This is a genomic window from Microlunatus sp. GCM10028923 (genome assembly GCF_042666975.1).
In the GTDB taxonomy this organism is placed as follows: domain Bacteria; phylum Actinomycetota; class Actinomycetes; order Propionibacteriales; family Propionibacteriaceae; genus Microlunatus.
This window is the reverse complement of the sequence record NZ_JBHTFF010000018.1, coordinates 52,713-78,689: the sequence shown is the minus strand read 5'-3', so window position 1 is coordinate 78,689 and position 25,977 is coordinate 52,713. Positions and strand designations below refer to the sequence as shown.

The window sequence follows — 25,977 nt, the reverse complement described above, 5'->3', positions numbered from 1 at the left end:
ATGATCAAGATCTCCCGGCCGGGCCCGACCCGGCAATCGGCCGCACGCCGGACCGCCGCCGTCCTCCTCGCGACCGCCGCGCTGACCGCGCTGGGCGTACCAGCGACGGCCGAACCGCCAGCCGCGGCGTCGGCCGGAACCACGGTCCAGGTCTCCACGACGCCGGAGCGGCTCGAGGTGGTCGGCCTGCCCTGCCTGCCCGGCGAGCTCGCCCTGACCATGATCAACACCGGGACGGAGAGCCGGTACGCCGACCTGTTCCTCGACCCGACCGGGCCGCTGCAGCTGTCCCGGGAGATCTTCTCGACCTGGCTGCCGGCCGCCGACCCGGACCAGCCGGTGTCCGCGCCGGTGGAGGTACGGGTGCCCCGGGACGCCGAGCCCGGCGACTACCCGATCACGCTGCGGCTGGACCGGACCAGGCTCGACGTACCGGTGCGGGTGCAGCCCGTACCGGCCAAGGATCCGGGCAGCAACGTCGCCCTCGGTGAGCAGGCCACCGCGTCCTCGACGCACGGCAACTTCGAGCTCTGCGGCGCGGTCGACGGCGACGCCGACTCCGAGCACTGGGACACCCTCACCGGCTGGAACGACGGCACCCGGGCCGCGTTCCCGGACACCTACGACGTCGCGCTGGCCGAGCCGACCATGATCAACAAGGTCGAGCTGGCCACCCTGGACTCAGCCCACTACCCGGCGAAGTCCGCCGGCCTCAGGGACTGGGACGTCCAGGTCCGCAGCGGCGACGGCGACTGGCAGACCGTCGCCGAGGTCCGCGGCAATGAGGCCGGCCGCGTCACGAGCACGTTCGACCCGGTCCGCGCCGACGCCGTCCGGATCCTCTGCCTGGCCGGCAACGACAACACGTACTCCCGGATCGTCGAGCTCGAGGTCTACGGCGGCTGACCGGCGACCGGTCCACGGAATCGACCGGCCACCGGACCAGGCGCGCGGCCGGGCACCCGAATAACGTCGAGGCATGCACGTATTCCTCGCCGGAGCGACCGGCGCCGTCGGCCGCCGCATCGTCGGCTTGTTGATCAAGGAAGGGCATCGGGTCACCGGCACCACCCGGCGTCCGGAGAAGGCGGAGTTCCTCCGGGCCCTGGGCGCGGAGCCGGTGGTCGTCGACGCGTACGACCGGGAGCGGTTGCACGAGGCCGTCGCGGCGGCCCGGCCCGACCTGATCATGAACCAGCTGACCGACCTCGTCGTGTACGACGTCGCGGCGAACGCGAAGCTGCGCCGGGAGGGCACCCGGAACCTGGTCGACGCGGCACGGGCGGCCGGGGTTCGCCGGTTCGTGCACCAGAGCCTCGGCTGGATCTACGCGCCCGGTGACGGCCCGGCCGAGGAGGACGAGCCGCTCGACCTCGACGGCGACGCGGCCCGGCGATCCCTGGTCGGGAGCGTGGCGGAGGCCGAGCAGGCTGCCCGCGAGGTGCCCGAGACCGTCGTGCTCCGGTACGGACTCTTCTACGGCCCGGACACCTGGTACGCCCCGGACGGGCTGAAGGCCGCCGAGGCACGGGCCGGCACCCTCGTCGCGAGCCGCGAGATGATCAACTTCCTGCACGTCGACGACGCTGCCGAGGCCGCGGTGCTGTCGCTGGACTGGCCGAGCGGCGCGGTCAATGTGACCGACGACGAGCCGGCGCCGGGCACGGAATGGCTGCCCGCGTTCTGCCGGGCCGTCGGCGCACCCGACCCGGAGATCTCGACCGCGGAACCGGCCGACTGGGCCCGTCGCGGCGTAGCGAACCGCAAGGCCAAGGGGCTGGGCTGGGCGCCGGAGCACCGGTCCTGGCGGGACGGGTTCAGCGCGTTCTGAGCACCGGGCCGAGCCGCTCCAGGGCCCGCCGCCAGGCGTGGTCCGGCGGGGTCGCGTAGCCGATCAGCACCCCGGCTGCGGGCCGATCGGGGGCGAGCCAGTGCGCGGGAGCGTTGAGCCCGTACAGCAGCATCCCGGCCTCGGCCGCCCGGTCGACCGTCGCTCGCTCGGTGGCCAGGTCGGGCAGCGGCAGCAGCGCGTGCAGGCCCGCGTCCAGTCCGCGCAGCGGGGCGTCCACGGCGCCGGCCAGCTCGGCCCGGCGCCGCTGGTAGGTCCGCCGGGCTCGCCGTACCCGACGGTCGTAGTCGCCTCGCTCGATCAGGTCGGCCAGGGTCAGTTGATCGATCGCCGGCACCGCGGCGCCGAGGTCCTCGGCGGTCTCCCGGGCGGCCTCGGCCAGCGCCGGCGGCAGCACCAGCCAGCCGATCCGCAGCGCCGGCGCGAGCGCCTTGCTCGCCGTACCGGCATAGATCACCCGCTCCGGCTCGGCCGCCTGCAGGGCCGCGCTCGGCGCCCGGTCGTAGCGGAACTCGCCGTCGTAGTCGTCCTCGATCAGGTACGTCCTCGCGGACCGGGCCCAGTCCACGAACGCCGCCCGGCGGTCCGGTGCCAGCGCGACGCCGTACGGATGCTGGTGCGACGGTGTCAGCAACGCGGCTCCGGTTCCACCCACGAGCCCGGCCGGGTCGGCTCCATGATCATCGACGGTCAGTGCCGCGAGCCGGAGCCCGCCGGCCGCGAGCAGCCGGCGATGCCTGGCCAGGCAAGGATTCTCGGTCGCGATCAGCCCGATCCCGAGCCGAGCGAACGTGCGCGCCAAGATCGCCAACCCGTGCGTGAAACCGGCCGTGATCATGATCAACTCCGGCTCGGTGCGGACGCCACGGGTTCGGGCCAGGTAGCCGGCCAGGGCGCGGCGGAGCTCGGCCAGCCCGGCCGGATCGGGTACGTCGAGCGCCGTCGCCTCGACCGCGGAGAGCACTCGCCGGACGCCGGCCGCCCAGACCGTCCGCGGGAAGGAGCCGAGGTCGGGCCGGCCCGGCCGAAGATCGATCATGCTCGGCTCGCGGCCCGGCTCGACGTCCGCTGTCGCTGTCGCCTGGGCGACCCGAGTCCCGGATCCGGGCTGCCCGACCAGCCACCCCTCGGCGATCAACTGCTCGAACGCCTCCACCACCGTCCCGCGGGACACGCCGAGCTCCGCCGCCAGGCTGCGCGTCCCCGGCAACAGGGTCCCGGGCGCCAACCGGCCCTCCCGGACCGCACCGCGCAACGCGTCCCGCAACGCCCGCCCGACCCCCGGCCCGCCCCGGACGTCGAGCAACAGATCAAGATCATTGAGTCCCATCGCCCGCCAAGTCTGCTCCATCCGGTGAACCGGACCGGGATTCGGGCCGCCTGCACCAGGATTCGGGACATGAGCGGGCCGGCTCCTTCCGTACGGTCACCCGATGATCAACCTGGAGCCATGGCATCCGGATCGAGTGACCGTCCTCTGCAGTACGTCGAGTTCGGCCAGGGCCGCCGCAGCGAGGACTCCGCCACTCCGGTGCGCGGGTGCGGCAGGTGAACCGGGCGTCGTTGATCAGGAGGATCGCCGCCGGCCTCGGGCTGCTGGCCGCCGCCCTGGCGCTCCCGGCCGCGGTGCTCGGCGTGGGCGCGGTCGGGTTCGAGCGCTACCGGTACGCCCCGCCGGAGCAGCCGCACTCGGTCGCGGCCGATCCACCCGCCCACATCGCCGGCCGGCCGACCGCGGTGGTGGTGATCGGCAACGGCGGCGCCAACGCGGCCGACGTGCTCGCCCCGTACGAGGTGCTGGCCGCGACCGGCGCGTTCAACCTCTACCTCGTCGCACCCGAGCGCCGCCCGGTCACCCTGCTCGGCGGGCTGGACGTGCTGCCCGACCTGGGCTTCGCCGAACTGGCCGAGCGGCTCGGCGGCGCGGCGCCGGACGTGACCGTGGTGCCCGAGATGCCGAACGACCGGAGCACCGACGTCCCCGTGGTCGACTGGCTCCGCGACACCGCGTCCCGCGGTCTGGTGCTCGGGGTGTGCTCCGGGGCGCGGCTGGTCGCCGACGCCGGCCTGCTCACCGGTCGCGAGGCCACGTCGCACTGGTACCGGCTGAACGAGATCGCGCCCGGCCATCCCGAGGTGAACTGGCGGCGCGGCATCCGCTACGTCGACACCGGCGACGTGATCACCACCGGCGGACTGCTGTCCTCGGTCGACGGTGCGCTGCGGGTGGTCGAGCGGCTGGTGTCGGAGTCGGCTGCGGCCGACGCCGCCCGGGCGGTGCACTGGCCGTACTACTCGCCGGGCGGCGCGGCGGAGATCCCGATCTCGGAGATCACCTGGCCGGAACGCCTGCTGCACCTGGTCAACCTCGGCTACCGGTCCCAGACGACCACCGTCGGCGTCATGATCACCGAAGGGGTCGGCGAGCTCGAGCTGGCCGCCGCGTTCGGCCCGTACGCCGAGGTCCGCTCGGCCCGCACGCTGGCGATCGGCCCCGATACCGTACGAACGAAGCACGGGCTGACCGTCCTGCCCCGGGCCGGGCTGGACCAGGTCGGGTCGACCGGGCTCGTGCTGGTGCCCGGCGGCAGGCCGTCGGCCGAGCTCGAAACGGCGGCCGGGACCGCGGGCGTGCCGGTCCGCTCCCTGCCCGGCGACGGGCGGTTCGTGTTCGACCCGGCGCTGGAGACGCTGGCCGCGACCAGCGACGTGCCGACGGCACGCTGGGCGGCCAAGATCTTCGAGTACGCGCCCGCGGACCTGCAGCTGTCCGGGCCGGCGTTCCCGTGGTCGGGCGTGCTGCCGCCGCTGGTGCTGGCCGCCGCCGGACTGCTCGCCTCAGCCGGCGGGTTCGTGCTGCTCCGGCGCCGCCGTGCCCGCTGAGCCGAACATGGCCCGGAACGCGCTCGGGCTCACCTCGTAGCGCGCCACGAACGCCTGCCGCAGCGTCTCGATCGAACTGAAGCCGCAGCGCCGGGCGATGCCGCCCAGCGGCAGGTCGGTGGTGGCCAGCAGCCGGGTCGCGATCTCCAGTCGGATCCGCCGGACCACCGCGGCCGGGGACTCGTTCTGGTGCTCCCGGAACAGCCGGGTCAACTGCCGCGGGCTGACGTTGGCCACCGCGGCCAGCGCCGCAACGCTCAGGTCGCCACTCGGGTCGGCGACGATGCGGTCGATCACTGTGCGGAGCACCGCGTGATCAGGCCGCGGGGTCGCGGTGAAGACGCTCAGCTGGGCCTGGTGGCCGGGGCGGTGCAGGTAGGTCACCATCCCGCCAGCCACCCAGCGGGCCAGTTCCGCACCATGATCATCTTCGATCAGCGCCAGGGTCAGGTCGAGCGACGCGGTGACTCCGCCCGACGTGGCGATCCGGCCCTGTCGGACGTAGACCGGTTCGGTGTCGACCCGGACCGCGGGATAGCGCCGGGTCAGATCGTCGGCGTAGTACCAGTGCGTGGTCACCCGGAGCCCGTCCAGCAACCCCGCCTCGGCCAGCACGAACGCTCCCGTACACACCGAGACGACCCGGCGCGCGCCGACGGCCAGCCGCCGCACCTCCATGATCAGCCGGCGGTCCCGCAGTGCGTCGAGGTGGCCCCAGCCGCCCGAGATGATCATGGTGTCCGGCGGCTCGACGACCTCCTCGAGTCGGGTGTCGACGCTCAGCGCCAGGCCGCCGGCGGTGGCGATCGCGGTCCCGTCGACGCTGCCGACCAGGACCCGGTAGCCGGGGTCGGCGCCGAGCCTGGTCGCCCATTGGAGGGCCGAGGTGACGCAGGCGATGTCGACCAGTTCCGCGCCGTCGTACCCGATCATGAGCACGGTCCGGGGCTTCGCCGTCGACACCGCACGCGCTCCTCGCGGCGCTGTCTCCTCCCACACGGCAACCATTGTGCCGGGCAGGTCGCCGTCAGGTGAGGTCGATCAGGGCGAGGTCGCGATTGATCGCGGTCCAGCCGGTGGCGCCGCGGCCGGACGGGATGATCCGCGGCACGGTGTACCAGTTGGTGCCGATCCCGGTGTAGAGCACCTCCGCCTCGGTCAGCCCGGGGCCGATCCGGTACAGGTTGTCGCCGAAGTTCGCTCCCACGTACACCTTGCCGCCGGTCACGGTGATCACTCCGTAGCCGCTCAGCTTGCCCTGCGCGATCACGGTCCGCTTGGCGAGGTCGTACGCGATCCAGGTGGCGGAGGCCCGCTTGTACGAGACGTACAGGATCCCGTTCAGCACGGCGATGCTCTGGATGCTGGGCATGCCCGGCAGCGGCGCGAACCGTTCGACCACCTTCTTGGTCTTCAGGTCGAAGACGGCCACCTCGCTGGTCGGCTCGGTCGGCGTGATGCCGCCGCCACCCCAGGTGTCGCCCGCGATGTAGGCGAGGTCGCCGTCCAGGGCGATCGAGGTGAGGCCCTGGTTCTTCAGGATGTCCAGCCGCACCTCGAACTCGCCGGAAACCGGATCGAGCAGGGTCAGCCCGCCCTGCAGGGAACCGGTCGGCGGCGCGCTCGCGATCAAGATCGTTTCCGACGTCGGGTACCGGACCACGGACCAGGGTCGTTGCTGTCCGTTCAGGATCCGGCCGTAGCTCCTGATCTTGCCGGTGTCCGGACGGAGGAAGATCAACTCGCTGCTCGGATAGAGCGCCGCGATCACTCCGTTGCGCCAGGGAATCATGTCTTTCGGCTCGCCGGCGACGTGGTGCCGCGAACTGGTCCGCCGAAGCGGGTCGTGCACGGTGATCGCGAAGGTGCCGCCGGTGGCTACCGTGCCGTCCGGCCCGAGGCAGAGCGACTGCAGCAGCTCCGGTCCGGCCGCCTCGGGGTGCTCGACCAGGTCGCTGGTCGGCTGCTCGCCACTGTCGGGGTCGAAGACGAAGATCCGGCCGCTGCCGCAGGCACCGAGGATCCGCCCGTCGGCCAGTACCTCGACGCCTCGGTTCTCGTCTCCGTCCGGTCCCTGGCCGATCACTTCCATCGCGTCGCCGGAACGTCGCAGGATGTGCCCGGTCCGGCGGCCCAGCGCGACGACCGCGCCGTCGGCGTCGAAGGTGATGGCGTCGATCAGGTACTCATCGGGTGCGGGCAGATCGACGAACCCGGAGCCGTCGGACTCGATCTCGATCACGCCGTTGCTGACTCCTGCGTAGACCTTGCCGTTGCGTACCTCCAGAGCGGCCAATCCGGTGGTCAGCGCGGTGTCGCTGGGCATGATGTCGACCTTCGCCCCGCTGGCCCGGTCGATCCGGATCACGTGTGAAGGGATGGTGCCGACGTAGACGTAGCGCTCGTCCGCGGCGAGCAAGCGGGCGAATCCGGCGTCCGGCGCCACCTTGCCGAGGTTGGTCAATTTGCGGGTCGCGGGGTCGAGCGACCAGACCTCGGCACGGGGCGAGGTGCCGAAGTAGAGCGTGCCGTCGGGCGCCACGGCGGTCTGCCAGACGATGGTCCCGACCGGGCCGATCGTGCCGAGGGTGGTGGCGGTCCCGGTCGCGGGGTCGTACTCGATCACGTCGCCGAACGAGTAGGTGCCGACGTAGAGCTTGCCGCCGGACAGCCCCGAGGCCCAGCCGCCGTCGCCGCGCTCCAGTCCGACCACCTTCGTCACGGCGAGGGACGGAATGTCGAACGTGATCACCTTCGGCGGAGTCTGGCTCCGACTGACGAACCAGGCTGTGGTCCCGTCGGTGGCGAAGCCGACGATGGCGGCGCTGAGAGCGGCCGTCCCGTACAGCTTCGGAGGTTGTGCCGCCAGTGCGGGGAGCTGCCCGGCACCGGCCAGTGTCGTGCCCGCGAGGGCTGCCAGGCCACTGGTCTTGAGAAGCTGACGTCGGTCCATTGGCTTACGCTAGGGCGGCGCCGAAGGTTTGGGCAAGGCCCAAACTATCTTTTCGGTCAACCGCTATGCGCGGATGGGCTTCCTCGGGTACGGACTACGCTGACCCGGGTGACCGATCAGGTGATGACCGAACTCCACCGGCTGCGGGACAGTATCGACAACATGGACGCAGCGCTGGTTCATCTGCTGGCCGAGCGGTTCAAGATCACGCAGCGGGTGGGGGAGTTGAAGGCGCAGTACGGGCTCCCGCCGGCCGATCCGGCTCGCGAGGCACAACAGATCAGCCGGCTTCGTGATCTTGCAGCCGAGGCCAAGCTGGATCCGGAGTTCGCCGAGAAGTTCCTCAACTTCATCGTGGCCGAGGTGGTCCGGCACCACCAGGCGATCGCGGAGCACCACGCGGCCTCCTGAGCCGCGCGACTGCGTGAACGATCACTCGGCCGCCAGTAGGCTGGCCGCATGAGCGACCGGCGCCGGCCGACCCTGCACGACGTGGCCGCGCGCGCCGGGGTCTCCCACCAGACCGTCTCGCGCTATCTGCGTTCCGATCCGACCGTCGGGCCGGAGCCGGTGCAGCGGATCCGGGCCGCGATCGACGAACTCGGCTACCGGCCGAATCTGATGGCGCGGGCGATGCGGACCCGCAACACCGGCGTCGTCGCGATCATCCTGCCCGGCTGGACCGGACCGGAGCGGACCGTGGCCGCCGCCAGCGACGAGGCACACCGGCTCGGCTACCGGGTCGAGGTGGTGATCGGCGTCAACGAGAAGCCGGAGTCGCTGAGCACGCTCGCGGCCGAGTTGCTGGCCAGCGGCCAGGTCGACGGTGTCCTCTCGGTGACCCCGTTGGCCGTCGACCCGCGCAGCGGGGGAGTGATCGTCCAGACCGAGGAGTTCGACGACCGGCTGCGCGCCGTCGAGGCGGTGGCCGCCGATCTCGCCACCATGGAGGAGATCGTCCGGCGGCTGTACGAGCTCGGCCACCGGCACCTGTTCCACGTCGCCGGCCCGCAGGACTGGCGCTCCGCCCAGCTGCGCCGCACCGGCTACCGGAACGCCTGCGAGCGGCTCGGCATCACCTCGCACGGCGAGTACGAAGGCCCCTGGGACCCCGAGACCGGCGTCCGCGCGATCACCTCACTGCCCGACGACACCCCGGTCACCGCCGTCGTCGCGGCGAGTGATCATCTTGGCGTCGGCGTGCTGCACGCCGCCTTCCGGCGCGGCTGGCGGGTCCCCGAGGATCTGAGCGTGACCGGCTGGGACGACCTCACCCTGGTCCGCTACGGCACCCCGGCCCTGTCCACCGTCCGGGTCGACCGCGAGACCTCCGGCCGGCACGGCATGCGCCGCCTGATCGCCGCCCTCCGCAACGAGCCCGAACCCGATCCGCCGGCTGCCGCTCCCACCGAGATCATCTTCCGCGATACCACCACCCCGCCCCGGTAGTTCGTCTGTTGTCGCCAAAGCTCCACAACTCAGCCGCTGGAGGCGATATAGCGCTCCAGCGCGCGAGTTGAGGAGTTCTCGCGACAGCCCCCGAATTGCGTTGGCGGGCGCGGCAGGCCTCGCGTAGGTTGCCGCCGTGGACGAGCGCGTGGATCGACTGTTGCGGCGCAACGGCTGGACGCCGGGCGCCGTGCTGGGTGCCGGGATGGAAGGCACCGTGGTCGAACTGAGCGACGACGAGGTCGCGAAGATCTGGCACGGCCGGTCCCGTGATGATCTTGATGCCCTGGTGCGCTTCGGCTCGGCGCTGCGCCGGGTGTCGGCGCCGTTCGTCGTGCCCAGCGTGCTGGACCTGATCGAGGACGGTGAGTTGATCATCACCGTCGAACGCCGGGTGCACGGCCGCCCGCTGCGACTGGACCGTGATCCTGCGCCGCCGGTCGTCACCCCGGACGGCGTGCGCCTGATGGGGGATGTCCTGGCCGGGCTGGCGCAGATCGCCGGCACGGCCGACCTGGCGGCGCTGCCGATCCTCCCCGGTGATCAGCCGCTGACCTGGCCGGCACCCTTCGGCACCGCCCTCGCCGAGCTGGTCGAACGTCGGTTCCGGGCCGCGCCGGACCTGCTGCGCCGCGACGTCGATCAGGCCGACGACCTCGTGAGCGCCCTGGTCGCCGGACTCGAGGCGCTGCCCGCCGACGAACCGCCGGTCCTGATCCACGGCGACCTGATCCCGGCCAATGTGCAGGTCCATCAGGGCGAGGTCAGCGGCGTGCTGGACTTCGGGTTCCTGACGACGGTCGGCGACCCGCAGTTCGAGGCGGCCGTCGCAGCGAGCATCTTCGACATGTACGGGCCCGACGCCCGCACCTCCGAAACGATCTTGACCCAGGCGTTCCTCGACCGGTTCGATCATGATCCGGCCCGCTACGACCTGTACCGCGCGGCCTATGCCGTGATCACCAACGCGTACTTCGGCCAGGGTGAGACCGACGGCCACTTCCGGTGGTGTGCCGAGCTGCTGCGACGGCCGGAGGTACGGGCCGCCGTCCTGAACTGACCCTAGTCGGGCTGTGTCAGGTCAGGACGAGGGCGGCCAGGTGCCAGAAACGGTCCGGTTCGCTGTCGAAGGTCAGGTCGGCGGTACGGCCGGTGGGGCCGCCGTCGAGCTCGGCGTGCAGCCAGGTGAAGGTGCCGCCCTTGAGGTCGGTCGACACCGCGAGCAGACGGTCGCCCTCGGTGATGATCGTCGGCGGCACGTCGGGCCCGCCGTCGCCGACCAGCGCGGCCAGCCGGACCGGCCCGGCGGGCAGCCGGACGCGCAGCGTCTTGGCCGGGTAGTCGCCGCAGAAGTCGCGGCGCAGGGCGTCCCAGCGGCCGGCCCGGTCCCGGCCCTGCGGGGCACCGCCGACCCAGCCGAAGCCCCGGGTCTCGTCCCAGCTCGTGTTCGGCGCGAGGCGGACGTAGCCTGGCACCAAGGGGCTGTCAGCCGTGCCGACGTCGAGGGCGAGGTGGCACTGCTCCGGATCGGGCGTGATCACGAAGGTCTGGTGCCGGGCGCCGAGCCCGGTCAGCGCGGGATCGAGGTCGACGACGAGGTCGGCCAGGTCGGCGATCAGCGGCGGCGTCACCGGAAGCTCCACCGCCGCCGTCTGACCGGAGCCGATCTCGGCGGTCACCCGGCCGGTCTGCCAGTCGCCGTCGACCGGGTGCACGCCCGCGGTGATCGACAGCGCCTCCCGGGTGGCGTTCGTGATCATGACCGGCAGCGGGTTCGGCCGGCCGCCGAAGAGTAGCCTCCCGTTCGGGTACGCCAACTGCAGCCAGCCGGTCCCGGTGGACAGGATTCGCGACCGGTCGAAGAAGTAGCCGACGATGCTGTCCCGCCACCGCTCAGCCTCGACGAGGTGATCATCGAAGGTGGCAGCGATGTCGCGATGCCGGTCCCGGTCGACCAAGCCGGCCAGCCCTGCCCAGTCCTTCCGGAACCCCGAAACCCGTTGTGCACCGTCGAAGTGGCTGTCGTACACGTGCTGGATCATGGTCTTCCCGGACTGCAGCCGGTGGGTGTAGGGCACCCAGTGCAGGAACAGCAGCAGCTCGTCCGGGCATTGATCAAGATCTTCGTAGAGCCGCCGCCAGTGCTCGGCGTAGAGGCCGGGATAGCCGGTCCCCGTCGCCAGTGTCCGGTCGAAGCCGGTGCCCTCGGCGGTGGTGTGGTGGGACAGGTTCTGGGTCGAGATCGGGTCCGGCGCGAAGTGCGCCCCCAGCGGGTACGTCAGGTAGCCCATCCCGAGCGGTGAGGTGTAGCCCTCGTACGTCTGCCAGGACCGGAGCATGATCGACTTCAGGGTCGTCGTGACCTGGCGATTCCGGCCGAAGGTGAGCTCGATCCACTCGGTGACGATCTCGTCGGCGGACAGCCGCGGATTCCAGGCCAGTCGGGCATAGCCGTGGGTGTTGGCCGCGCCCAGCTGGTAGCCGGTCCAGTCCCGGTCGTCGCCGAAGTTGATCACTCCGGCGAGACCGACGTTGTGCTGGCCGTACGCGGTGCCGGTGACGATGTCGGCCACCGTCGGCCCGGCGCCGGTCCCGGTGTGGGTGTCGAAGCCCAAGATCGTCTTCCACTCCGGCACCAGGTAGCACAGGTGGGTGGAGTGCCCGGTGTATTCCTGGGTGATCTGCAGTTCGATCACCTGGTTGGTCTGCGGCAGCCCGCCGAACAGCGGGTTGACCGGCTCCCGGACCTGGAAGTCGATCGGACCGTTCTTGGTCTGCACGGCAGCGTTCTCGACGAAGTCGCCGTCCAGTGGGTGGAAGACCTGGTACTGGTATTCGGCCCAGTCGTCGAAACCCTCGTGGACGAAGGAACGCCAGACCAGCCGGCCGTCGTGCGGGGCGAGCCGCTCGGCCAGCATGTTGGCACCCTCGGCATGGGTCCGGCCGTAGTCGAGCGGCCCGGGCTGGCCCTCGGAGTTCGCCTTGACCAGGAAGCCGCCGAAGTCCGGGATCAGCCGATAGAGCTCGTCGATCTTGGTCTGCCACCACTGCTGCACCCGGCTGTCCAGCGGATCGGCGACGGTGATCGGGCCCGGGTCGCCCTTGGTCAGCGCGATCGGGCTGGCGTAGTTCGCCGAGATCCACAGCCGGATGCCCCAGGCCCGGAACACGCCGGCCAGGGCCGCCAGGCCGGGCAGCCGTTCGCTGCGCAGGAACTCGGCGCTGGCGTTGACGTTGTTGATCACCGTGTGGTTGACCCCGACCGAGGCGAGCGCCCGGGCGTAGTCGGTATAGCGCTCCCGGAGTTCGGGCAGCTCGTCCCAGACGAAGATCGACTTCCCCGCATAGCCGCGCTCGACACTGCGGTTGAGGTTGTCCCAGTGGTTGATCATCCGCAGCGGGGCCGCCGGCCGGTCGGACTGCTCCAACCGGTCCAGCGGCCGGTGCCGCTGCAGGTGCTGCAGGAACCGGAACGCGCCGTAGAGCACGCCACGTTCGCCGGCCGAGGTGATCATGAACCGGTCCGGCCCGGACTTCCGGGTGATCAGTAAACCCTCCGGACCCAACCGGTCCAGGCCGGCGTCGACGGTCACCACGACGGCGCCGGGCCCGGCCTGGTCCCGGACCGGCACGGTGCGGCCGAGCAGCCCGGACAGGCCGCGGGCCAGCTCGGCACCGGCCGACCGCAGCACGGCATGATCACCGAGCACCACGACATGATCGAGCGCCGCCCGGTAGCGGCCCAGCAGGTCGGCGTCGTCGACCTGCCGGTAGCGCAGCCACAGGTCATAGCCGTCCTCCGGCACGGCGGCATGGGCAGGTTCGGCGCCGGTCAGCAGTCCGGCGGCCAGGGCTCCGGCCGCGCCGCCGGCCAGCAGGGTACGTCGCGTGATCATGGTCCGATCCCTCTCAGGACTCGTAGGTCCGGACGTAGTCGAAGGTCGCCGTGCTGCCGGTGCCGCCCATCGACACCAGCCCGAGCTTCAGCGGCGCCGCGTCGGCCGGCAGGTGCCAGAAGCTGCCCCACTGCCAGCGCTTCCCGTCCAGGCTGGTCGCCGCCTGGAACAGGTGCTCGCCGGTGTCGGGTTGCCTGGTGTGGCGCAGCCGGAGCCACATCGTGTCGGCGCTCGGGCCGAGCTGGATCGCCTCCGGCCACGGGCTGTCGTCGGCGCCGGGCCAGAGCACCGCCTGCCGCCCGGAGCCGATCTTGGTCGGGGCGAGCTGCAGCGACGACGTACGGGAGGACCAGGCGATCAGGCCGGCCCGGGCGTTGCCGGTGCTGCCCCGGAACGGCAGTGTCAGCTTCGCCTCGACCAGGTAGTCGCCGTCGGGCGCATCGCGCAGCAGCACCGTCGCCGCCGGCCCCTTCTCCTCGCTGAGATCGAGCGGCTGGGTGTCCCAGACCAGCCGGCCGTCCTCGACCCGGCCCTGGTCGGCGGCGGCGGTCCACTGCCAGCTCGGGTCGAGCGGCCCCTCGAACTCGTCGCTGTACGAGGTCAGCGGCCGGCCCGGCCGCGGATCGGGAACCTTCTCGGTCACCGGCCGGTACAGCGGGGCGATCCCGATGTTGTCCGCCTGCGCCGTGCCGCCCGAGGTCGCGACCCCGACCGGCGCGGCCCCGGTCAACGCGTCTTCGAGCCGTACCGAAACCTCGGCCAGCGGGTTGTCGCCGAGCGCCGGCGCGACCTGGACGGTGGCCCGGCCGGCCCGGACCTCGACGCTGACCGAGTTCCAGGTGTCGTACCGGAATCCCTGGTGCAGTGGGGATTCCGAGACCTGGACGACCTGGCCGCCGACCCGCTGCTCGACCCGCAGCGCACCCCGCGCCGGATCCAGCCAAGCGACCGCGTAGCTCCGGTCGGACTGGTGGCCGAAGATCAATCCGGCCCTGCCGGGCTGCCCGGCCACGGTCCGCAGATCGGCCTCGGCCCGGAAGTCGGCCGGCCCGGACTGCTCGGTGATCAACTTCGCCGTCCGGTCGGTCGGCGCGGGCTGGACGTACCCGCCGCTGGACGGATCCTCGCCGAGCGACCAGGTCCCGCCGATCGCCCGCCAGTCGTCGAGATCACCGGCTTCGGTGAACAGGCTGCCCGCGGTCCAGCCGGTCGCCGGCGCCGGTTGCGGGGTGTCGGAGGTCCAGCGACCGGCCCGTACCGTCGGCCAGCCGCCGATCCAGTCCAGCCGGTCCATCGACTGCGGCCGGCCGCCCCAGGGCAGCTCGAACCGGAAGTCGGAGTTGACCAGGTTCCACTGCTGGCCTGACCGGTCGACGGTGACCGCGTTGTGCCCGGTCGCCGACAGCAGGTTGCCGTTGAACGAGTTCACGATCGTGCCGCCCGGCTGCTCGGCGGTGAGGGCGATGCCGTTCTCGTCGACGAACGGCCCGGTCGGGGAGGTGGACCGACCGGCCAGCACCGGATAGCCACCGCCGCCGACATTGCCCATGCAGCAGCCGTAGCCCGAGTAGAACAGGTAGTAGAAGCCGTCCCGCTTGGTCACCCAGGCCGCCTCGCCGCGATCACCGGCGACGATCTGGCGGGACTCGCCGACCGTGCTCCGGCCGTCCGCGGACAGCCGGACGACGTGCATCCCGCCGCGCCGGAATGAACCGTAGTAGAGGTACTTGGTGCCGTCGTCGTCGATGAACATCATCGGGTCGATCTCCATCACCTCGCTGTCGGCGACGAAGTTGACCACCGGGCGTCCGATGTCGGTCCACGGGCCGGCCGGGGTCGGCGCGGTGGCCAGCCCGATCGCGGCATCCAGGGCGGTCGAGCCGGGAGCCGAGTAATACATGCGGTATTCGCCGTCGACGTAGCGCACGTCCGGCGCCCAGTAGCCCTTGTTCGGCCAGCCCGCCCAGACCGGATGGTTGGCATCGCTGAACGTGTCGCCGAGGAACTCCCAGTGCACCAGGTCGTACGAGCGCACCATCGGCATCAGGTGCCCCGGCCCACCGTTCTCCGAGTTCTCGTGGGTCATGATCGTGTTCGTCGCGTACGCGTACCAGGCGCCGTCCTTGGCCCGGATCAGGCCGACGTCGGAGAACGCCTGGGCGACGTCGGCCATCAGCGGGTTGGTGTAGCGGGCGGCCGGTTCGTCCGGTGCGGCGCCGGCGGGCGGCGAGCCGGCCAGCGCGGTGATCAACACCAGCACCAGCGCGGCGACGATCGAACGGGTCGACAGGGTCCGAGCCATGAACCTGCTCCTCATCGAGTCAGTTGCGGCGGATTAACGATCACCCAGACAGTAAGTGATCGTTAATTCAGGTGACAAGGGTTTGCCGCCGTTGCCGGTTCCTGGTCGGTCAGGCCGCTCGAGGCGAAGGTACGGGCTCGCTCCGCAACTGGGCGGCCAGCGTGGCCCGGCCGCGGGACAGCCGGGCCTTGATCGTTCCCTCCGGCGCCCCGACCTCGCGGGCCACCTCGGCGACCGAAAGATCACAAAGATGGTGCAGCACGATCGCCCGCCGCTGCTCGGCCGGGAGCCCGGCGAGCGCGCGGGCCAGGGCGATGCCGTTCACGTCCGGTTCGGCCGGGGTACGGTCCGGCTGCTTGGCCCGGTCCGGCGGCTGCAGGGCCCGCTTCGCCCGGCGCCAGCGGCTGACCGCGAGCCGGTACGCGACCGTACGCACCCAGGCCTCCGGCGCCAGGTCGGGATCGAGGCTGAGCCGCTTGTCCCAGGCCCGGACGAACGCCTCCTGGACGCAGTCCTGGGCCTCGGCGAAGTTTCCGCACATGGCATAGACCTGGCCGACCAATCGGCCGAACGACGTTGTATAGAAGGCGTCGAACGTTTCAGGATCCATGACCTTCCCCCGCGATTGACAGGCGTCCGGTGCCGAGCGGGTGACGAGCGCTGGGGGCTTCGCGGCGCGCCTGAGGCTCCATGTCTACGGCAAGCCCGCATTCGGGATGCACGTCGAATGCATTTCCGGCGGCATCGGTACGGGGCTGGCAATATGCGAGCCATGGCTGATCTTGACGTGCTCACGGTGCCGGACCCGGTCGCCTGGCGGGACTGGCTCGATCGCCATCACACCGACACCGCGGGCGTCTGGCTGGTGCTGGCCAAGAAGGGCGTCACCGACCCCACCTCGGTGACGTACGAGCTCGCGCTGCTGGAGGCGCTCTGCTACGGCTGGATCGACGGCCACACCAAGAGCCGGGACGCGGCCACCTACCTGCAGCGCTACACGCCGCGGCGACCGAAGAGCCCGTGGTCGCTCAGCAACACGGAGCGGGTGCGGATCCTGACCGAGGAGGGCCGGCTGCGGCCGGCCGGACTGGCCGAGGTCGAACGGGCACAGGCGGACGGGCGCTGGGAGATGGCGCTCGCCGGGGCGCCGGAGCTCTCCGTACCGGAGGATCTGAGGGCCGCGCTGGCCGCTCAGCCGAGGGCCGCCGAGATGTTCTCGATCTTGACCAAGGAGAACCGGTTCGCCGTGCTGCACCGGCTGGAGCAGGCCGGCGCCGACCGCGCCGAGCGGCTCGCGGAGTTCACCGCGATGCTCGGCCGCGGCGAGACCTGCTATCCGCAGCGGCGCCGGCTCAAGGGAAGTTGATCATTCCCATTCGATGGTGCCCGGCGGCTTGCTGGTGATGTCCAGCACGACCCGGTTCACCTCGGCCACCTCGTTGGTGATCCGGGTGCTGATCTTCTCCAGCAGTTCGTACGGCAGCCGGCTCCAGTCGGCCGTCATCGCGTCCTCGCTGCTGACCGGGCGGAGCACGATCGGGTGCCCGTACGAGCGGCCGTCGCCCTGCACCCCGACCGAGCGGACATCGGCCAGCAGCACCACCGGGAACTGCCAGATGTCGCCGTCCAGGCCGGCCGCGGTGGTCTCCTCGCGGGTGATCAGATCGGCCTGGCGGAGCAGGTCGAGCCGTTCCCGAGTGACCTCGCCGACGATCCGGATCGCCAGCCCGGGGCCGGGGAACGGGTGCCGCCAGACCATCGCGTGCGGCAGGCCGAGCTGCTCGCCGACCTTGCGTACCTCGTCCTTGAACAGGGTCCGCAGCGGCTCGATCAGCCGGAACTGAAGATCATCCGGCAGTCCGCCGACGTTGTGGTGGCTCTTGATGTTGGCCGCGCCCTCGCCGCCGCCGGACTCGACGACGTCGGGGTAGAGCGTGCCCTGGACCAGGAACTCGACGGTGTGCCCGGAATCCGACTCGGCGCTCGCCACGACCTCTCGCGCCGACGCCTCGAAGCACCGGATGTATTCCCGGCCGATGATCTTGCGCTTCGTCTCCGGATCGGTGACGCCGGCCAGCTCGGACAGGAATTGATCTTGGGCGTCGACGACCTTGAGGTCGGTCTTGGTGTGCGCCACGAAGTCGCGCTCCACCTGCTCGACCTCGCCGGCCCGGAGCAGCCCGCCGTCGACGAAGACGCAGGTGAGTTGATCACCGATGGCGCGCTGCACCAGCGCCGCCGCGACCATCGAGTCGACGCCGCCGGACAGCGCGCAGAGCACCTGCTTGTCGCCGACCTCGGACCGGATCCGCTCCACCTGCTCCTCGACGATGTTGGCCATCGTCCAGGTCGGCCGGCAGCCGGCGATGTCGATCAGGAACCGCTCCAGCACCCGCTGGCCGTGCTCGCTGTGCAGCACCTCCGGGTGCCACTGCACGCCGGCCAGCCGACGGTCCGGGTTCTCGAACGCGGCCACCGTCGCGCGCGGCGAGGTGGCGTTGACCAGGAACCCCTCCGGTGCCGCGGTCACCTCGTCCCCGTGCGACATCCAGGAGCTCAGCTCGTTCGGCAGTCCCTCCAGCAGCACCCCCGGTGCCGTGACGGTGACCGGGGTGCGGCCGTACTCCCGCATGCCGGTGTGCGCGACCGTACCGCCGAGGGCCTGGGCCATCGCCATGAAGCCGTAGCAGATGCCGAACACGGGCGTCCCGTTGGTCAGCATCGCGGGGTCGAGCCCGGGCGCGCCCGGCGCGTAGACCGAGGCCGGCCCGCCGGACAGGATGATCGCCTTCGGGCCGCGGGCCGTGATCTCCTCCACCGACGCCGTGTGCGGCATGATCTCGGAATAGACGCCGGCCTCGCGGACCCGGCGCGCGATGAGCTGGGCGTACTGGGCGCCGTAATCGACGACGATCACCAGATCATGATCAAACGGGGTCATAGGGTTCGGTGCCTTCTCAGACGTCAACAGTGGGGGAAGCCGGAAGTCTATCCATCCCCCTTCCCTCCTAAAACCTGGCAGCATGCAGGCATGGACGCTGATGTGATCGTGGTCGGCGCCGGCCTGTCCGGCCTGGTCGCGACGGCAGAGCTCGCCGAGGCGGGAAAGTCGGTACTGCTGCTCGACGCGGAGCCGATCCAGTCCCTCGGCGGCCAGGCGCACTGGTCGTTCGGCGGGCTGTTCCTGATCGACACCCCGGAGCAACGCCGGCTCGGCGTCAAGGACTGCGAGGAACTCGCGCTGGCCGACTGGTACGGCTCGGCCGGCTTCGACCGGGAAGAGGACTACTGGCCGCGGAAGTGGGCCGAGTCCTTCGTCCACTTCGCCTCCGGTGACGCCCGCAGCTGGCTGCACGGGCTGGGCGTGCGCTGGTTCCCGCTGGTGCAGTGGGCCGAGCGCGGCGGCTACACGACGCCCGGGCACGGCAACTCGGTGCCGCGCTTCCACGTCACCTGGGGCACCGGCCCCGGGCTGGTCGAGCCGTTCGCGAACCAGGTGCTGGCCTCGCCGCGGGTACGGCTGCGGAACCGGCACCGGGTCACCGGGCTGGAGGTCGGCGCCGACGGGGTGACCGTGACCGGCGCCGTGCTGACCCCGTCCGATGCGCCGCGCGGAGTCCGTACCGAACGGACGGAGGTCGGCGAGGTCGCCTTCTCGGCGCAGGCCGTGGTGATCGCGGCCGGCGGCATCGGCGGCAACCTCGACCTGGTCCGCAAGAACTGGCCGCGGGCCTGGGGCGACCCGCCGAAGAACATGATCATCGGCGTCCCCGACTACGTCGACGGCTCGATGCTCGAAGTGGCCGAGGCGGCCGGCGCCCGGGTGATCAACCCGGACCGGATGTGGCACTACCCGGAGGGCATCGTCAACCACTCGCCGGTCTGGACCAAGCACGGCATCCGGATCCTGCCCGGCCCCTCGTCGCTCTGGCTTGACCCCGAAGGACGCCGGCTGCCCGCACCGCTGTTCCCCGGCTTCGACGCTCTCGGCGCCCTGCGCGCGATCACCGCCGGCGGCCACGACTACTCCTGGTTCGTCACCGACGTGGAGACCGTCGGCAAGGAGTTCGCGCTGTCCGGCTCCGAGCAGAACGCCGACCTGACCGGCAAGAACCTGCGGCTGCTGGCCGGCCGGGTCGCGCCCGGCCCGACGCCCGAGGTGCGCGCGTTCCTTGATCACGGCGTCGACTTCCTGACCGCCCAGACCGTCGCCGAGCTGGCCGCCAAGATGAACCAGCTGACCCCGGAGAACCGGATCGATCCGGAAGGATTGCGCCAGACGATCGAGCTGCGCGACCTCCAGGTCGGCAGCGGCCTCGGCAAGGACCCGCAGATCACGGCCATCGCGGCCGCCCGGCAGTTCGTCGTCGACAAGCTGATGCGGGTGGTCCCGCCGCACACCCTGCTGGACCGGAAACACCCCGGCCGCGCCGGCACCGGCGGCCCCCTGGTCGCGGTCCGCCTGCACGTCCTGACCCGGAAGACCCTCGGCGGACTGGAGACCGACCTCGACGGCCGGGTCCTCGTCCCGGGCGGCGACGTCCTGCCCGGCGTCTACGCGGTGGGCGAGGCCGCCGGCTTCGGTGGTGGCGGCATGCACGGCTACCGAGCCCTGGAGGGTACGTTCCTCGGCGGCTGCCTGTTCAGCGGCCGCACCGTAGGCCGCTCCCTCGCCGGCGCCCTCGCCTGAGGTTGGGCATCGTCGAGTGTGAGGCTTCGGCCCCTGCAGCGGCCTGATTCGGGTACGTACCCTCACACTCGACGCCTTCGGCTCTTTGACCCCGCGTCAGCTGCGGCGGCAGTCCCGGTTCCGCCGGCTGGCCCGCGGTGTGTACGCGAACGGGTCGGGCGAGCCGACCTTGATCGAACGCGCCGCCGCGGTCCTGGTGTTGCCCGCCGACGCCGTGATCACCGGAGTGACGGCGCTCTGGCTGCACGGGTTCGAGGCCGGTTCGGCGGAGCCGATCCGGGTCGCGACCAAAACCACGGGCCAGACCGTCCGGCGCGGGATCCGGCTGAGCCGGGTCAGCCGATTGCCGGACTCCCGGCGCCGGGTCGCGACGCCTCCCGCGGCCTGGCTCGCCGCCTGCACGGACCTCGACCTGGTCGATGCCGTCGCGGCGGCCGACTGGCTGGTCCGGCTGGGCCGCGCCACGCCCGCTGAACTCGCCGCATCGGCGGCGCGAGCGTCCGGCCGCGGCTGCCGGCTGGCCCGGCGCGCCGCAAGCCTGGCGCGATCCGGAGTCGACTCGCCGACGGAGTCCGAGCTCCGGCTCCTGCTCGTCCTGGCCGGCCTGCCGGAGCCTCGCTGCAACCCCAGGATCGGCACCGCCGAGGCGCCGATCGGTCGGATGGACCTCGTGTTCGAGGAGTACAAGACGATCGTCGAGTACGACGGCGATCAGCACCGGACCGACCCGCTGCAATGGAGCCGCGACATCGCCCGCCACGAGGCGGCCGTGGGCAGTCGGCAGCCCCTCTTCGAAAGACGTCGAGTGTGAGGTTGCGTACCCGAAATCTGCTCCGATCCGGGTCGCAAACTCACACTCGATGAAACGAAAGCCCGGGCGGCGCGGTTGCGCGGCCCGGGCTGACGGGGTGGTGCTAGTTGGAGCTGGAGCTGCTCGAGTCCGAGCTGGAGCTGCCCGAATCGGAGGAGCCGGAGTCGCTCGTGCCGGAGTCGGACGAGCTCGACTCGGTGGTGCTGGTCTCCGAAGCCGTATCGGCGGAGCCCGAGTCGTAGGAGCTCGTCGTGGACGAGTCTGTGTCGCCGGCGTCCGGGGTGGAGTCGAAGCTCGACTCGCCGAAGCTGGAACCGGAGTCCTGGGTCGAGTCCGCGGCCTTGGGCTCGCCGGGTTCCGGGGCGGGCGGGAAGGGCTCCGGCGCCGGGGGAGTCGGCTCCGGGGTCGGCGTCGGCTCGGGGGTCGGGGTCGGCTCAGGGGCCGGAGTGGGCTCCGGCGCGGGCGGGAACGGCTCCGGCTGCGGGAACGGTTCCGGCTGCGGCGTCGGCTCCGGCGTCGGGAACGGACCGGGCTGGGCGCTCTGCGGCGCCTGCTGCTGCGACTGCTCCCACGGAGCGCCCGAGTTGCCCCAGACCGGGTCGGCGCTCTGCTGCTGCGGCTGCTGGTACGGCGCGTACGACTGCGGCTGCTCACCCGGCTGCGGGCCGTTCACCGACTGCTGCCCGCCGGGCGTGGTGTTCTCCGGCAGAGCCAGCGCCATCACGATGTAGACGATCACGCCGACGCCGCCGCCGGTGACCAGGCTGAGCACGACCCAGAGCACCCGGACGAGAGTCACGTCCATGTTCAGGTACTCGGCCAGCCCGCCGCAGACACCGGCCAACACCTTGTTCGAACCGCTGCGCATCAACCGCTTCTGCGGTGGCGGGTACGGATTGCTCATTCCGATCTCCTTATTGTCCGGTCGTTGGCCATAGGTCTATTCCCTGCCCCGCGAGAGGGCAAGACCGAGCACGCCGACCACTACCAAGGTCAACGGTCCGGCCACCCGCAGTACGCCCCATTCGATCTTTCCCGCGATTGCCGTCCACAGAGCGAAGACGGCGATCGTGCTCAACAGAAGTCCCGCGATCATCGAAACGACATCGCGCTTCATCGCGTCACCTCCAGATAACCTTGGTCGAGTTTCAGGTCCAGCGTCAACGTGGGCGCCTTCGGATCCGTTGCCACCGGCACCTCGTCGGCCAGGTCGCTGCCCGACTGCTCGCGCCGATCGAGGACGAGAACGCTCCCGTTGTCCACCCGGTAACGGATGTTCAGGTTCACGCCTTCGGGTACGTGCACCCGCAGCGTGCCGACGTCCACGTTCGCGGCGACCGTCGTGTTCTTGGTCAGCTCCACCTGGCTGAGGTCGAGCTCGAGCCAGCCGAAGTCCTTGAGGATCGGCTCGGTCGGCAGGTCGGCCGGCGTCGAGTACACCCGGACGTCGCGGGCCATGTCCTGCATCTGCTGCGCGGAGCCGGCCACCGAGACCCCGCCCAGCACGAGCGCGAGCACGATGCCGATCGGCAGGATGCCGCGGGCCCGGCCGAGCCAGGTCGCGGCGACCAGGGTGATGCCGACGATCAGCAGGGCCGCGGCGACGTAGATCGTGGCCGTGATCGGTGCCCCCAACGCGTCGGCGGTGCCGAGGCCGGCCAGCACCAGCCCGAGCACGATCAGCCCGATCAGCCGCAGCCGGCGGGCCGACGGACGGTCGGCGGGCCGGGCCGGGGCGACCGGCACCGGCAGCGCCGGCTCGGGGTGGTAGAGCCCGATCGGGTCGGGATTGCTGAAGTACGCGGCCCGGGCCTGCGCGTCGGCGGCCGTCGGATCCGGCTGCGACCGCGACCACGGCGGCTGCTGGAAGTCGGCGGAGGTCGTGGGCCGGGTCGGGCCGGTCGGCTCGGTGTGCCGGGCCGCGCCGGGATCGGCGGCCGGCCGGGCGTGGCCGGCGGAGGTCGGCTGCCCGGACGCCTCGGCGACCCGGCGCCGCCAGGCCTCGGCGGCCTGGGCGAACGGGCTGTCCGCGGTCGGGGTCTGCCCGGACCCGTCGGCCGGGTTCGGCCGGGTCTGGTCCTGGGCTTGCGCGTTCTGGTCGTACGGGTTCTGGTCGTACGGGTTCTGGGCGTACGGGTTCTGCGCGTACGGGTTCTGGGGGTACGAGCTCTGGCCGAAGGGCGGCTGCGGGGTCTGCCCGACCGACGGCGGGGCCGGCTCGTCCGTCGCGGAGGTACGGCCGTCGTTGCGGCGGCCGCGGTGATAGCCGAAGTACCAGATGCCGGCCAGGATCAGGGCCGGGCCGAGGCCGAACGGGAGCAGCGAGCCGAACACGCTGATCGAGATCACGCAGGCGATCGCCACGATCGCGATCCACAGCTCGCGGGGCACCTTCCGGACCCGCGGGCCGAACAGGTCCTCGAGCTTGGAACGCTCCGAGTCCTGCTCCGGGATGAACAGCCAGCCGGCCAGGTAGAGCACCAGCCCGACGCCGCCGCTGAGCGCGAGCAGGACGCCGCCGATCCGGACCAGCAACGGGTCGATGCCCCAGTGCGCGGCGATGCCGCCGCACAGCCCGGTCAGCTTGCGGTCAGCCGAGCTGCGCCGGATCGTCCAGATCGAACCCATGGGGCCATCCTTCCCGGCCTTCGCGTTCGTACCATCCGGGAGCACCCCCAATTCGGCCTGGCTGCCCCCAATCGTGCTCGCCCGATGAGGGTCCGCGGGGTTTAATGGCGGCAGACGGCCCCGAAGGCGCCGCCGGTGCCCTGACGATGCTATCCGGGCAGCGCGGCGGGCGACAGGACCGAGACCGATGGCCAAGGAGCCCATGTCTGCGACCGAACCGCGATCGATGCCCGGCCCGGGCGCCTCCGACGCGGACCGCCCCGGGGCCGGTCGCCCCCTGCCCTCCGAAGCCGCCGCGGCCGATCAGCCCGGCGACGCCGAGCAGCCTGCGGATCTCGACCAGCCTGCGGATCTCGACCGGCCCGCGGATCTCGACCGGCCCGCGGGCCTCGACCAGCCTGCGCTTCCCGTACCTCCCGCTCCGGCACCTCACGCCCCGTCGCTCCCGGCGCCCGTTCCGCCCAAGCCCGCTGCCGTACCGCAGGCCGAGCCCGAGGAACGGCCGCGGGCGACCCGGCTGGCCGGCACGGCGATGCTCGGCGGCGTCTGCGCCGGCCTGGCCCGGCACCTCGGCTGGCCGGTGATGGTGCTCCGGGTCGGCTTCGTCGTCCTGATGTGCATCCAGTTCGTCGGCGTCGTGATCTACGGCCTGCTCTGGCTGCTGCTCCCGCCGGAACCGATCCGCGCCGCGCCCGGCCTGGAGTCGGCGTCCCGGAGCGGCATGCGCGACTCGGCCGAACAGGTCCGCCGGTTCGACTGGGGCGCCATGTTCGCGCTGGTCGCCCTCGGGGTCGGCCTGCTCTGGATGATCCAGATCAGCGGCCTCGGGATGGCGCAGCAGATCTTCTGGCCGGTGCTGTTCGCCTGCGCCGGCGTCGCGCTGGTCTGGCGGCAGGCCGACGTCGCGCGGCAGCGGCAGGCGCTGGCCGAACTCGCCCACCGGCCGCGAACCGCCCGTTCGGTGGCCCGGGACCGCTCGCTGACCACGGTCTCGCTGATCCTCGGGCTGGCCCTGGTCGGGATCGCGTTCGCGCTGGTACTGGTCCAGCAGGGCACCTTCGAGCAGCTGCCGAACGTCGCCGCGATGACCATGCTCGCCCTCGCGGCGCTGGCGATCGTGCTGGCTCCCTGGCTGCACAAGTCGCGGGCGGAACTGAACGAGGCCCGGGCGGAGAAGGTACGGGCGGAGACGCGGGCCGACATGGCGGCCCACCTGCACGACTCGGTGCTGCAGACGCTGGCCCTGATCCAGCGCCAGGCCGACGACCCGAAGGTGGTGCAGCGGCTGGCCCGGCGCCAGGAACGGGAACTGCGCGGTTGGCTGTACGACGACGAGACCGAGCAGGTGACCTTCAAGGCCGCGCTGGCGGCCGCGGCCGCCGACGTCGAGGACGACCGCGGCACCCCGATCGAACTGGTCACCGTCGGCGACAGCCACCCCAGCGAGGCGGTCCAGGCGATCGTCGCGGCGGCCCGGGAGGCGATGGTCAACGCGGCCAAGCACTCCGGTGCGGACAAGATCGACGTCTACGCCGAGGTCTTCGACGACGAGCTCGAGGTGTTCGTCCGGGACCGCGGTCAGGGATTCGATCCGGACGGCGTGGGGGCCGACCGGATGGGCGTCCGGCGCAGCATCATCGACCGGATGGAACGCCACGGCGGCAGCGCCCAGATTCGCAGCGAACCCGGCGACGGCACCGAGGTCCGGCTCAAGATCGACAACCACTCATGACCACCGAAGGATGACGATGACCCAACCACCGAACCCGTCCCCGACGCCGCGACCCGGCCAGCCCGGATCGCCTTCCGTACCAGGATCGGCGGCCCAGCCAGGCCCCGCCGGTCAGCCGGGCCCGGCCGGCCAGCAGGCACCGGCCCGGCGCCGGGTGGTCGTCGTCGATGATCATGCGATGTTCCGGACCGGGGTGAAGGCCGAGATCGGCCGCGCGGTCGAGGTGGTCGGTGAGGCCGCCGACGCCGACACGGCGATCAAGGTCGTGCTGGCCACCCAGCCCGACGTCGTGCTGCTCGACGTCCACCTGCCCGGCGGCGGCGGGATCGAGGTGCTCCGGAAGGTGCACGAGAAGAACCCGGAGCAGAAGTTCCTCGCCCTGTCGGTGTCCGACGCCGCCGAGGACGTGATCGGCGTGATCCGCGCCGGCGCCCGCGGGTACGTCACCAAGTCGATCGCCGGCAACGAACTGATCGACGCGATCCGCCGGGTGGCCGAGGGCGACGCGGTCTTCTCGCCGCGGCTGGCCGGGTTCGTGCTGGACGCGTTCTCCGGTGCGATCGACATCGCGAGCGTCGACGAGGACCTGGACCGGCTCTCCCAGCGCGAGCGCGAGGTGCTCCGGCTGATCGCGCGCGGCTATGCGTACAAGGAGGTCGCGAAGGAACTGTTCATCTCGATCAAGACCGTCGAGACCCATGTCAGCAGCGTGCTGCGCAAGCTGCAGCTGTCCAACCGGCACCAGCTGACCCGCTGGGCCACCGACCGTCGCCTGGTCTGAAGA

Annotated in this window: 21 protein-coding genes; 11 read left to right on the top strand and 10 right to left on the bottom strand. The window is 71.6% G+C overall.

The genetic code is table 11. The features are described from left to right. Window positions 1–906: a hypothetical protein gene (locus tag ACFQU4_RS32380; protein ID WP_377500175.1), complete on the top strand. Its 906-nt coding sequence runs from the start codon at window positions 1–3 to the stop codon at window positions 904–906. 73 nt (window positions 907–979) lie between these two features. After that, on the top strand, window positions 980–1,831 hold the full coding sequence (locus tag ACFQU4_RS32375) for an NAD-dependent epimerase/dehydratase family protein (RefSeq protein ID WP_377500173.1): 852 nt from the start codon (window positions 980–982) through the stop codon (window positions 1,829–1,831). Here the strand turns inward: ACFQU4_RS32375 and ACFQU4_RS32370 are convergent. Then, window positions 1,818–3,200: a PLP-dependent aminotransferase family protein gene (locus ACFQU4_RS32370; RefSeq protein ID WP_377500171.1), complete on the bottom strand. Its 1,383-nt coding sequence runs from the start codon at window positions 3,198–3,200 to the stop codon at window positions 1,818–1,820. The genes ACFQU4_RS32375 and ACFQU4_RS32370 overlap by 14 nt on opposite strands. Window positions 3,201–3,397: 197 nt before the next feature. Between ACFQU4_RS32370 and ACFQU4_RS32365 the strand changes: the two genes are divergently transcribed. Beyond that, window positions 3,398–4,732 carry a DJ-1/PfpI family protein gene (locus ACFQU4_RS32365; RefSeq protein ID WP_377500168.1) on the top strand — a complete coding sequence of 445 codons (1,335 nt, stop codon included), beginning with the start codon at window positions 3,398–3,400 and terminating at the stop codon, window positions 4,730–4,732. Here ACFQU4_RS32365 and ACFQU4_RS32360 read toward each other — a convergent pair. Together ACFQU4_RS32360 and ACFQU4_RS32355 are read right to left on the bottom strand one after the other, a co-directional pair. Further along, the gene (locus ACFQU4_RS32360) at window positions 4,688–5,695 is read right to left on the bottom strand and encodes a GlxA family transcriptional regulator (protein ID WP_377500166.1); all 1,008 of its coding nucleotides are present in this window, start codon (window positions 5,693–5,695) and stop codon (window positions 4,688–4,690) included. The genes ACFQU4_RS32365 and ACFQU4_RS32360 overlap by 45 nt on opposite strands. 64 nt (window positions 5,696–5,759) lie before the next feature. Continuing rightward, window positions 5,760–7,685, bottom strand: coding sequence for a hypothetical protein (locus ACFQU4_RS32355; protein WP_377500164.1), 1,926 nt, complete (start codon window positions 7,683–7,685; stop codon window positions 5,760–5,762). Window positions 7,686–7,793: 108 nt separating this feature from the next. On the opposite strand from ACFQU4_RS32355, the gene ACFQU4_RS32350 reads away from it, so the two are divergent. The 3 genes from ACFQU4_RS32350 (at window position 7,794) to ACFQU4_RS32340 (ending at window position 10,194) form a co-directional block, all read left to right on the top strand. Next, complete coding sequence (locus tag ACFQU4_RS32350) at window positions 7,794–8,096, top strand: chorismate mutase (RefSeq protein WP_377500162.1); 303 nt, start codon at window positions 7,794–7,796, stop codon at window positions 8,094–8,096. A 48-nt stretch (window positions 8,097–8,144) separates the two neighbouring features. Continuing rightward, window positions 8,145–9,134 (top strand): LacI family DNA-binding transcriptional regulator, encoded by a 990-nt coding sequence (locus ACFQU4_RS32345; protein ID WP_377500160.1) that lies wholly within the window; start codon window positions 8,145–8,147, stop codon window positions 9,132–9,134. Between the two features lie 136 nt (window positions 9,135–9,270). Further along, the gene (locus ACFQU4_RS32340; protein WP_377500158.1) at window positions 9,271–10,194 is read left to right on the top strand and encodes an aminoglycoside phosphotransferase family protein; all 924 of its coding nucleotides are present in this window, start codon (window positions 9,271–9,273) and stop codon (window positions 10,192–10,194) included. Between the two features lie 16 nt (window positions 10,195–10,210). On the opposite strand, the gene ACFQU4_RS32335 is transcribed toward ACFQU4_RS32340, so the two are convergent. The 3 genes from ACFQU4_RS32335 to ACFQU4_RS32325 all read right to left on the bottom strand — a co-directional run bounded on the left by ACFQU4_RS32335 (window position 10,211) and on the right by ACFQU4_RS32325 (window position 15,942). Next, a complete protein-coding gene (locus ACFQU4_RS32335; protein ID WP_377500156.1) occupies window positions 10,211–13,030 on the bottom strand; it encodes an alpha-glucuronidase family glycosyl hydrolase in 2,820 nt (939 codons plus the stop codon). 13 nt (window positions 13,031–13,043) lie between these two features. Then, window positions 13,044–15,332: a family 43 glycosylhydrolase gene (locus tag ACFQU4_RS32330; protein ID WP_377500154.1), complete on the bottom strand. Its 2,289-nt coding sequence runs from the start codon at window positions 15,330–15,332 to the stop codon at window positions 13,044–13,046. 109 nt (window positions 15,333–15,441) lie between these two features. Further along, window positions 15,442–15,942: an RNA polymerase sigma factor gene (locus tag ACFQU4_RS32325; protein WP_377500152.1), complete on the bottom strand. Its 501-nt coding sequence runs from the start codon at window positions 15,940–15,942 to the stop codon at window positions 15,442–15,444. Between the two features lie 162 nt (window positions 15,943–16,104). Between ACFQU4_RS32325 and ACFQU4_RS32320 the strand changes: the two genes are divergently transcribed. Further along, entirely contained in the window at window positions 16,105–16,698 is a 594-nt protein-coding gene (locus ACFQU4_RS32320) for a YdeI family protein (RefSeq protein WP_377500150.1), read from the top strand. Here the strand turns inward: ACFQU4_RS32320 and guaA are convergent, their stop codons facing one another. Further along, a complete protein-coding gene (gene guaA / locus ACFQU4_RS32315) occupies window positions 16,699–18,273 on the bottom strand; it encodes a glutamine-hydrolyzing GMP synthase (protein WP_377500148.1) in 1,575 nt (524 codons plus the stop codon). A 90-nt stretch (window positions 18,274–18,363) separates the two neighbouring features. Here guaA and ACFQU4_RS32310 point away from each other — a divergent pair, with 90 nt between their 5' ends. Further along, a complete protein-coding gene (locus ACFQU4_RS32310; protein WP_377500146.1) occupies window positions 18,364–20,022 on the top strand; it encodes an FAD-binding dehydrogenase in 1,659 nt (552 codons plus the stop codon). An 85-nt stretch (window positions 20,023–20,107) separates the two neighbouring features. Next, window positions 20,108–20,833, top strand: coding sequence for a hypothetical protein (locus ACFQU4_RS32305; protein WP_377500144.1), 726 nt, complete (start codon window positions 20,108–20,110; stop codon window positions 20,831–20,833). Window positions 20,834–20,936: 103 nt separating this feature from the next. On the opposite strand, the gene ACFQU4_RS32300 is transcribed toward ACFQU4_RS32305, so the two are convergent. From ACFQU4_RS32300 to ACFQU4_RS32290, 3 genes are read right to left on the bottom strand one after another with little or no spacing between them, the layout of a single operon-like run. After that, complete coding sequence (locus ACFQU4_RS32300) at window positions 20,937–21,737, bottom strand: PspC domain-containing protein (RefSeq protein ID WP_377500142.1); 801 nt, start codon at window positions 21,735–21,737, stop codon at window positions 20,937–20,939. A 36-nt stretch (window positions 21,738–21,773) separates the two neighbouring features. After that, window positions 21,774–21,950, bottom strand: coding sequence for a hypothetical protein (locus tag ACFQU4_RS32295; RefSeq protein WP_377500140.1), 177 nt, complete (start codon window positions 21,948–21,950; stop codon window positions 21,774–21,776). Next, complete coding sequence (locus tag ACFQU4_RS32290) at window positions 21,947–23,461, bottom strand: PspC domain-containing protein (protein ID WP_377500138.1); 1,515 nt, start codon at window positions 23,459–23,461, stop codon at window positions 21,947–21,949. Before ACFQU4_RS32290 ends, ACFQU4_RS32295 begins: the two co-directional genes overlap by 4 nt. A gap of 202 nt (window positions 23,462–23,663) precedes the next feature. Here ACFQU4_RS32290 and ACFQU4_RS32285 point away from each other — a divergent pair, with 202 nt between their 5' ends. Next, window positions 23,664–25,193 (top strand): PspC domain-containing protein, encoded by a 1,530-nt coding sequence (locus tag ACFQU4_RS32285; protein ID WP_377500136.1) that lies wholly within the window; start codon window positions 23,664–23,666, stop codon window positions 25,191–25,193. 16 nt (window positions 25,194–25,209) lie between these two features. After that, window positions 25,210–25,974 (top strand): response regulator, encoded by a 765-nt coding sequence (locus ACFQU4_RS32280; RefSeq protein ID WP_377500134.1) that lies wholly within the window; start codon window positions 25,210–25,212, stop codon window positions 25,972–25,974. Window positions 25,975–25,977 lie beyond the last annotated feature (3 nt).